Source organism: Gilliamella sp. Gris1-4, from assembly GCF_001690335.1.
Classification (GTDB): Bacteria; Pseudomonadota; Gammaproteobacteria; order Enterobacterales; family Orbaceae; genus Gilliamella; species Gilliamella apicola_P.
The window spans coordinates 1-8732 of record NZ_LZHA01000017.1; the positions used below are offsets into that span (position 1 = coordinate 1).

An 8732-nucleotide genomic window follows, 5' to 3' on the forward strand; every position below is an offset into this window, starting at 1 on the left:
ATAATGTATATTATGTTAAATAATGTATATTATTACGAACTGTTAAATCACCCTCATTTATCATAAGATATTTTTATTCAAATGCTTTATTTCTTTGCCATAAATATAATCTCACTTCCAGGAAGTGGCATTTTTAAAATGTGTTTTTTTATTTTACCCCATACTTGCATTTCGCAAGCTTTACAATTTATTTACATTATTTAACGAATAAATATAAATATTAATTAATGAGCAATTGTTGTTTTATTATAAAATATGATAACCTAATCATTTAATAAATTGTGATTATTTCCTTAATATGCCAAATATTTTTAAGACATTACGTTCAAAAAGTTATTCTGTTCCATGTGAATTATGTAGTATAGGATCTTTCTGCATTCCTATGTTACTTAACAATAAATTGAAAAGTATATTAGAACGCAAAATGTCTTATGCTAAAAATGAAATCCTAGCTAAATCTAATACACCCTTTACTAAATTTTATATTATTCATTCAGGCGCATTAAAAACTTTTGTAACAACTCCAGATAATCAACAACAAATTAATGGTTTTTATTTACCTGGTGATATTGTTGGTTTGGATTCAATTTCAACTCAAGTATATAACAATAACATTCAAGCGCTTAGTAATACCCTTGTTTGCGAACTTTATTATGATGAACTGATGTCGTTAGTTGATACTCAAAAAAAGATCAGAGACCTAGTGTTTAATTTGTTAAGTTCTGATCTTTATAATTACCAAAAATTAGTTTTATGTTATTCTCAGAAAAAAGCGGAGGAACGACTAGCAACCTTTATTTATTCGCTTTATCAGCGTTATGAAAAAAGAGGTCATTCCTCATTAAATATTAAGCTTATGATGAGTCGATCTGATATTGCTAACTATTTAGGTTTAACAATTGAAACAGTTAGCAGAAATTTATCAAAGTTACAAGAACAAAATATTTTATCAGCTAGGGGAAAATATATATTTATCAAAAAACTAAAAGATTTAATTGATTTAGGAAATTAGATTTATTTATGTTAGAATAATCAGGATAACTTTTGTAAGGTCTTAATATATGACAAGTTTAAAAAAAACGATCATTGTAGCAAGTTTGGCCGTAACCTCTTTTAGTTCGTTTGCAGCCCAACAATTAACGGAGCAGCAAGCTAAAGCTTTACAACCATTTAAAAGTATAACCATCCGAGGGGCTTTTTATACTGATAGTGATTATATTATGGCGATGTCAAAAGTCGCTGATAAAGAAGGAGCCGCTTCCTTTTATATAACCACAACTAATATCAGCCCTTCGAATGATACTTTAAGAATTGTGTATGCAAAATTATATAAAGCCGATGCTCCTAAAGCAGAAGAACAAGTTGAAAGCCTTCGCAAGTTTGAAGGTATTTATGAATATCCAAAATCTAAAGCCATACGTTTAGAGCCTTTCAACATTGTGCGTATTCGCGGTTATTTTCCCAGTGAATATGATATTAACCAAGCAATTGCTAAGGAAGCATCAGCAAAAGGTGCTTATGCTTATTATATTGATTCACGTAGTGAATTAGGTAGTAATATACAAGTTGCGGCTTATTTGTTTAAGAAAGATGCACCTGAACGTAAACTTCAACCCGAGGATGCAATTCCATATGACTCTGAAGCAGGCCAACAAGCTCTAGCGAAAGGTGGTGATGCGGCTATGCAGGTAGAAAAACCTGGTTATTATTCTCCTTCAGCTTTTAATGAAAAATTTTATGCGGATAAATTTAATAATAAAGTAAAAGTCATTGATCAAACTGCTCACAAAGTAACAACGTCTGGAACAACTAATGCTTCTGCATCTCAAGTTACGACGATAAAAACTGAGCCACAACGCGTTACACGTTACACTGTCACCCTCCCCGATGGACGAAAGATTCAAGAATTGAATGATGCAACTGCAGCAAAAATGGTTGCGTTTGATACAATTAAATTTAGAGGTTACTATGTAACTGATCAGGAAATTTCTTATCAAGCGGGTAAACGAGCTATTGATGCTGGGGCCAAGTATTATCATATTGCTAGAATCGCCCATGATTCAAATGGTCCAAATATAACTGTTTTTGTAGATCTGTATCGATAGTTTATATAGACAATCGGGCGCAAAGCGCCCTATTTTTTTGTATGAACCTATAGTTGTGATTTAACCACATCAATTTGCTGCTTGATGCGTTTTGCTGAAATTGGATATGATGTACCAAGCTGTTGCGCAAATAAATTTACTCTTAATTCTTCAATCATCCAACGAATATCTGTCACTTTAGTGTCTGATTGTTGATTGTTTGGTAAACTATTAATCCAATTATCATACTGATTTTGAACATCTTCTATAATACTCATTGATTGTCTATCTCTTGCCATATTTTGAAATAATTTTTCAATTCTTTTCTCAATTGCCGATAAATATCGAGAGATATCATTCAATCTTTTATAACTTGATTGAGCAACAAATCCTTTATAAACTAACTTATTAAGTTGTTGTTTGATATCTGATAAGGCAAATGCTAAAGATAAATCAACGCGCCCTTTTACCTTTTTATTAATGCTAAAATGCAAAGTTAGTATTGATTCGACTTGCTTAGCAATATCAACAACTATTTCATTAATATGAGTTTTTGTATAATCAAGTAATTGCTGATAATCATCAGTTGAATGTATTGTTTTATTATTTGTTTCAATTAAATAATCAATACCACAAGCAATACAATCATCAATAAGCATTAAAACGTTACCAAATGAATTAAAATATAAACTTAATTTCGATTTATTGGGTAATTTTTCATGTAAATACTTGATTGGAGAGGGAATATTAAGCATTAATAAGCGTCTTAAACCTAATTTAGTTAATCTTTGTTGCTCTGATTGATTATCAACTAACTTTATACTTACGGAATTTTGATTATCAATAATTGCTGGATAAGCCTTAACAGTATAGTTTTTTTGTTTTTCTTCATAAACACCAGGAAGTTTTCCAAATGTCCAATCTGTCAAATTATTTTGCTCAATTGAGTTATCTTTTTTATTGATAGTAATAGATGATAAAGCTTGTTGAAGTTGAGTTTTGAGTTGCTGTTTTAGCATATCAAGATCTTTACTTGAAGCTATTTCGCTATTATTACTATCAATAATACTAAAATTCATTTTTAAGTATTCAGGAACTTGTTCTAATTGCCAATTTTCTGATGTAATTTTCACACCAGTCATTTTATGAAATTCATTTTCTAAGCATTCAAGAAGCGGTTTTTCTGTGGTATCCACCCTACCTAAAAATGCATCCGCATAATTTGGTGCTGGGACAAGATTACGTCGTAATGATTTTGGCAATGATTTGATTAATGCAATTATTAAATCTTTTCTAAAACCTGGCACTTGCCAATCGAATCCCCTGTTTTTAATTTGGTTTAAGATATCAAGTGGAATTTTTATAGTGACACCGTCACGGTTATGACCAATATCAAATTGATAACTAAGTGCTAGCTTAAAATGATCTTGATACCAGAAATCAGGAAAATCATTTAAGTTAATTAATTGTGCTGATTGCCTGATCAGCATCTCTTTTTGTACATTAAGATAATCAGGATCAGATTTTTGTTTATGCATCCACCATTTATCAAAATGTCTAGATGAAATAACGGATTTATCTATGCGTTTATCATAGAAATCAAATAATTCACCATCATCAATTAAAATATCCTGACGACGTGATTTATGTTCTAAATCTTCAACTTCATTAATCAATTTTTGATTTTGCTTGTAAAATTTATGACTTGTGAACCAATCACCTTCAACTAATGCATGTCGAATAAACAAAGTGCGACTTAAAATAGGATCAATTTTACTGTAATTTACTATTCTATTAGTAACAATTGGTAACCCAAATAAAGTTACTTTTTCGTTTGCTATTGTTGTGCCCTGCCTTTTAGACCATCTAGGTTCGTTATAGTTATATTTCACTAAATGTTTAGCTATGGGTTCAATCCATTCAGCTTCAATTTTTGCTGCTGTTCTTCCCCATAATCTATTTGTTTCAACAAGTTCACTAGCAATACACCATTTGGGTTGGTTTTTAAAAAGTGCTGAATTAGGAAAAATTGCAAATTTGATATTACGCGCACCTATATACTCACGCTTTTCAAGCTCTTTCATTCCAATATGAGATAGTAAACCGCTCAGTAACGAGATATGTAATGAATTATAATCAGCCTCTTTACTATTAATCGGAAATGCTAATTGCTTAATTGTTTGTCTAATTTGCGTATAGACATCTTGCCATTCTCGAATTCGAAGATAATTTAAAAACTCTTTTTGGCATAATCGTCTAAATTGATTCCCTGATAATACGTTCTGCTGTTCTTTAATGTAGTTCCATAAATTAATGAAAGAAATAAAATCTGACTCTTTATCAACAAAACGACGATGTTTCTCATCAGAAGCTTGTTGTTTATCATAAGGTCTTTCTCTTGGATCTTGAATCGATAAAGCAGCAGTAATTATCATTAATTCTTTAACGCACCCTAAGCGCCTTGCTTCAACCAACATCCTAGCTAATCTAGGATCAATTGGTAGTTGTGCTAAAATTTTACCTATTTCAGTTAAATGGTATCTATTCTGTATGGTATGAATTGCGCCAAGTTCCTCTAGTAAGCGAAGTCCATCACGAATGTATTTTGAATCAGGTTTTTCAACAAAAGGAAAAGCGGCGATATCGCCTAAGCCTAATGATGTCATTTGTAATATTACTGAAGCCAAATTGGTCCGCAATATTTCGGGTTCGGTAAATTTGGGGCGAGATAAAAAATCTTGTTCATCATATAAACGTATGCAGATACCATTAGATGTTCGTCCACAACGTCCTTTACGCTGATTGGCAGAGGCCTGTGATATTGGTTCAATAGGTAAACGTTGAACTTTAGTTCGGTAACTATAACGACTAATTCTGGCTAACCCCGAATCGATCACATATTTAATACCCGGAACGGTTAACGATGTTTCTGCCACATTAGTAGCAAGGACAATTCGACGTTTAGTATGTGATTGAAAAATTCGATTTTGTTCTGATGCTGATAACCTTGCATATAATGGCAAAATATCCGTATGACGAAGTTCTAACTTATTAAGTGTATCGGCAAGATCTCGAATTTCTCGTTCTCCTGTTAAAAAGATTAATATATCCCCAAGACTTTCAGTTGATAATTCATCAATGGCATCTATAATCGGTTGAAAATCAAAACTTTTATCATTATTATCATCTTCTTTCAGGATTGGGGGACGATATCTAACCTCGACTGGATAGGTACGACCCGATACTTCAATAATTGGAGCCTCATTGAAGTGTTTAGAAAAACGTTCCACATCAATAGTCGCTGATGTTATTATGACTTTTAAGTCTGGGCGTTTAGATAATAATTGCTTAAGATAGCCTAAAATAAAATCAATATTCAAACTGCGTTCATGAGCTTCGTCAATAATAATAGTATCATATTGTAGCAAAAGTTTATCTTTCTGAATTTCAGCAAGCAATATACCGTCAGTCATTAATTTAATCAGAGTTGTGTCACTGACATGATCGGAAAATCTTACTTTAAAACCAACTAACTGCCCTATTTCTGTTTTTAGCTCTTCAGCGATACGATTAGCTACTGATCGTGCTGCTAATCGTCTTGGTTGGGTATGACCAATATAACCTTTGACGCCTAAGCCTAATTCTAAACAGATTTTGGGAATTTGTGTTGTTTTTCCCGAGCCAGTTTTACCAGCAATTATAACTACTTGATTATGTTTAATAGCATCATAAATTTCTTGTTTTTTTTCAATTACAGGCAAATTTTGGGTAAAATCAATTTTCTTCGGAAACGATTCTATTCTGTTTTGATAATGTAAGTTAGCTTCTTGTATGGTGGAGTCTATATCAGTTATAGTTTGACTTTTCTTAGCTAATTTTATTATTTTATGCTTATTTAAGAAAGTCATTGAGTCAAGATTTTTTAATTGCTGTTGAGATAGCATAGCGTGTCAAATATTTTAATAAAAGTCTCATTAATGCCTAATTATAACAAACTTAACCTATTATTAGGAGTTCAAATGAAAAAAACGTCCTTGTTAACTGCTCTATTCACAGCCTCATTGGTTCTGTCTGGATGTGAGGAGTCAAAAACTCTACAAGAAGTCGATCTTATGCATCATCGTTTTGTGCTCACTAAAGCAAACGGCCAAGATATTTCGTTAGATGATCAAGCTGAAATTATATTTGGTGAAAACATGACAATTACAGGTAAAATGTGTAACCATTTTTCTGGTAAAGTTACTTTAGACAACGATAGCATAAAAGGTAGTAGTATTGTGATGACTAAAATGCTTTGTAATGATGATCAATTAAATCAATTAGATTATGTAATTGAAAAATTAATTACTGATGGCACTAATATTGAATTAAAAAACAATCAACTAACTTTGAAAAATGACAATAATAGACTAGTTTATCAACTTAAAGACTTAATGTAATTTAAGTAATTAGTTACTATAATTTAATATATTTTATAAACAATAAAATATATTTAAGATAAAAAACTTTATTTAAAATACTGTTAAGAATATAATAACGATAATTTTTAAAAGATTTAACTTATTGATGAAATTATTATATTCTTCAAATGTTTTGTGTGATTTTTGTAGCCGTATTGTGCTACAAACACCCTTTTTAACCAATAAGACTACCAATGCTTTGCCATTGGTTTTTTTTTACATAACGTTGGTTTATCGAATTTTTAAATTGAATTAAAACATTAACCTTAACATTAAATAAATTACTAAGTAGATACTATTATGAAAAAGACAAAAATTGTTTGTACGATCGGACCAAAATCTGAATCAAAAGAAATGTTAGCAAAATTATTAAATGCTGGCATGAATGTTATGCGTTTAAATTTTTCGCATGGTGATTACGAAGAACATGGTAACCGTATCAAAAATTTACGTGAAGTAATGCAGGAAACAGGTTTAAAAGCAGCTATCATGCTAGATACCAAAGGCCCTGAAATTCGCACGATCAAATTAGAAGGCGGTAATGATGTATCCCTAGTTGCTGGTCAAACATTCACGTTTACCACAGACAAAAATGTTATCGGAAACAAAGACCGTGTAGCCGTAACTTACGATGGTTTTGCGCATGACCTCAAACCAGGTAATCGTGTTCTAGTTGATGATGGCTTAATTGCTATGGACGTTAAAGAAATTAAAGGTAATGAGGTTATCTGTACTGTTTTAAATAACGGTGAACTTGGTGAAAATAAAGGTATTAATTTACCTGGTGTTTCAATTAAATTGCCAGCACTAGCAGAAAAAGATAAAAATGACCTCATTTTTGGTTGTGAACAAGGTGTTGACTTTATTGCTGCATCATTTATTCGAAAACGTTCTGATGTAGAAGATATTCGTGCTCACTTAAAAGCTCATGGTGGTGAAAACATTAAAATTATATCTAAAATTGAGAACCAAGAAGGTTTAGATAATTTTGATGAAATTCTTGACGCTTCTGACGGCATTATGGTTGCGCGTGGTGATTTAGGGGTTGAGATCGCTGTTGAAGAAGTTATTTTTGCTCAAAAAATGATGATTAAGAAATGTAATAAAGCATCTAAACCAGTTATCACTGCAACACAAATGCTTGATTCAATGATTAAAAACCCTCGTCCTACTCGTGCGGAAGCTGGAGATGTAGCTAATGCTATTATTGATGGTACAGATGCGGTTATGCTTTCGGGGGAAAGTGCTAAAGGTAAATATCCGCTCGAAACTGTGAATGTTATGGCGACTATTTGTAACCGGACTGATAGCACAATTCCAGCATCGTTAGAATTGACATCAAAAGAAGAAAAGTTGAGTATAACTTCAGCTGTTTGTTGTGGTGCTGTAGAAATTGCTGAGCGTTTAAATGCTCCATTAATTGTTGTTGCAACTCGTAGTGGTAAATCAGCTAGGGAAGTTCGTCATTATTTCCCTAGAGCTCGTATTTTAGCATTATCTTCAAGTCAAAAGACAGTTAACCAGTTAGCCGTGACAAAAGGTGTAGAGCCTATTTTAATTGATTCAATTAACTCAACTGACGATTTTTACCGTTTAGGTAAAGAAATGGCTGTGAAAGTATGCGGTTTACAACAAGGTGATATTATTGTGATGGTATCTGGTGCATTAGTACCAAGTGGAACTACTAACACAACATCTGTTCATCGTATTTAAAATGTATATTTATTATTTATCTACAATAAAAAAGCTAGGGGCTGTTGATCTTTGCTGTACATAAATTACTCAACAATATATTGGCAGCCACATTAACATAAATGCCAGTGATACCATACTGGTATAATTCCTTTCTAACTTATCGTATCTAGTTAATATTGAACGATATTGCTTGATTCTAGCAAAGGCATTCTCGACTAAATGACGATAGCGATAAAGGCACCTATCCATACTGCTTTTATCTATATCCTTACCATAATTACGTTTAGCAATCACCGTTCGTCCGCCTTTTTGACGAACAAAGCACCGAAAAGACTCGCTGTCATAACCTTTATCAGCTATCACTGTATTCACTTCATCGAGCCTTTCAACTAGGTTTTCTGCATAAGTGATATCATATGTCGTTGTCCTTCAGAAAGCTCAAAACAAATAGGCAAACCACCACTATCAACCGCAAGATGAATTTTAGTTGAAT

At 32.1% G+C, this 8732-nt stretch carries 5 protein-coding genes and 1 pseudogene; 4 read left to right on the forward strand and 2 right to left on the reverse strand.

Features of this window, described 5'->3' with window-relative positions; translation table 11 throughout:
• Positions 1-298: 298 nt before the first annotated feature.
• Together A9G31_RS01970 and A9G31_RS01975 are read left to right on the forward strand one after the other, a co-directional pair.
• The gene (locus A9G31_RS01970; RefSeq protein ID WP_065560210.1) at positions 299-1012 is read left to right on the forward strand and encodes a helix-turn-helix domain-containing protein; all 714 of its coding nucleotides are present in this window, start codon (positions 299-301) and stop codon (positions 1010-1012) included.
• Between the two features lie 49 nt (positions 1013-1061).
• Positions 1062-2105 carry a YdgH/BhsA/McbA-like domain containing protein gene (locus A9G31_RS01975; protein ID WP_065560211.1) on the forward strand — a complete coding sequence of 348 codons (1044 nt, stop codon included), beginning with the start codon at positions 1062-1064 and terminating at the stop codon, positions 2103-2105.
• 47 nt (positions 2106-2152) lie between these two features.
• On the opposite strand, the gene hrpA is transcribed toward A9G31_RS01975, so the two are convergent.
• Positions 2153-5992 carry an ATP-dependent RNA helicase HrpA gene (gene hrpA / locus A9G31_RS01980; RefSeq protein WP_141671351.1) on the reverse strand — a complete coding sequence of 1280 codons (3840 nt, stop codon included), beginning with the start codon at positions 5990-5992 and terminating at the stop codon, positions 2153-2155.
• Between the two features lie 111 nt (positions 5993-6103).
• Between hrpA and A9G31_RS01985 the strand changes: the two genes are divergently transcribed.
• Both A9G31_RS01985 and pykF read left to right on the forward strand, forming a co-directional pair.
• On the forward strand, positions 6104-6523 hold the full coding sequence (locus tag A9G31_RS01985) for an META domain-containing protein (RefSeq protein WP_065560212.1): 420 nt from the start codon (positions 6104-6106) through the stop codon (positions 6521-6523).
• Between the two features lie 321 nt (positions 6524-6844).
• Positions 6845-8257: a pyruvate kinase PykF gene (pykF, locus tag A9G31_RS01990; RefSeq protein WP_065560213.1), complete on the forward strand. Its 1413-nt coding sequence runs from the start codon at positions 6845-6847 to the stop codon at positions 8255-8257.
• Between the two features lie 69 nt (positions 8258-8326).
• Here pykF and A9G31_RS01995 read toward each other — a convergent pair.
• Positions 8327-8732 (reverse strand): annotated as a pseudogene (locus tag A9G31_RS01995) (IS5 family transposase); the annotation flags it as partial.

Coding starts and splice junctions, on each gene's coding strand:
- A9G31_RS01985 (WP_065560212.1), top strand. CDS start 6,104: ATGAAAAAAACGTCCTTGTTAACTGCTCTATTCACAGCCTCATTGGTT.
- A9G31_RS01975 (WP_065560211.1), top strand. CDS start 1,062: ATGACAAGTTTAAAAAAAACGATCATTGTAGCAAGTTTGGCCGTAACC.
- hrpA (WP_141671351.1), bottom strand. CDS start 5,992: ATGACTTTCTTAAATAAGCATAAAATAATAAAATTAGCTAAGAAAAGT.
- pykF (WP_065560213.1), top strand. CDS start 6,845: ATGAAAAAGACAAAAATTGTTTGTACGATCGGACCAAAATCTGAATCA.
- A9G31_RS01970 (WP_065560210.1), top strand. CDS start 299: ATGCCAAATATTTTTAAGACATTACGTTCAAAAAGTTATTCTGTTCCA.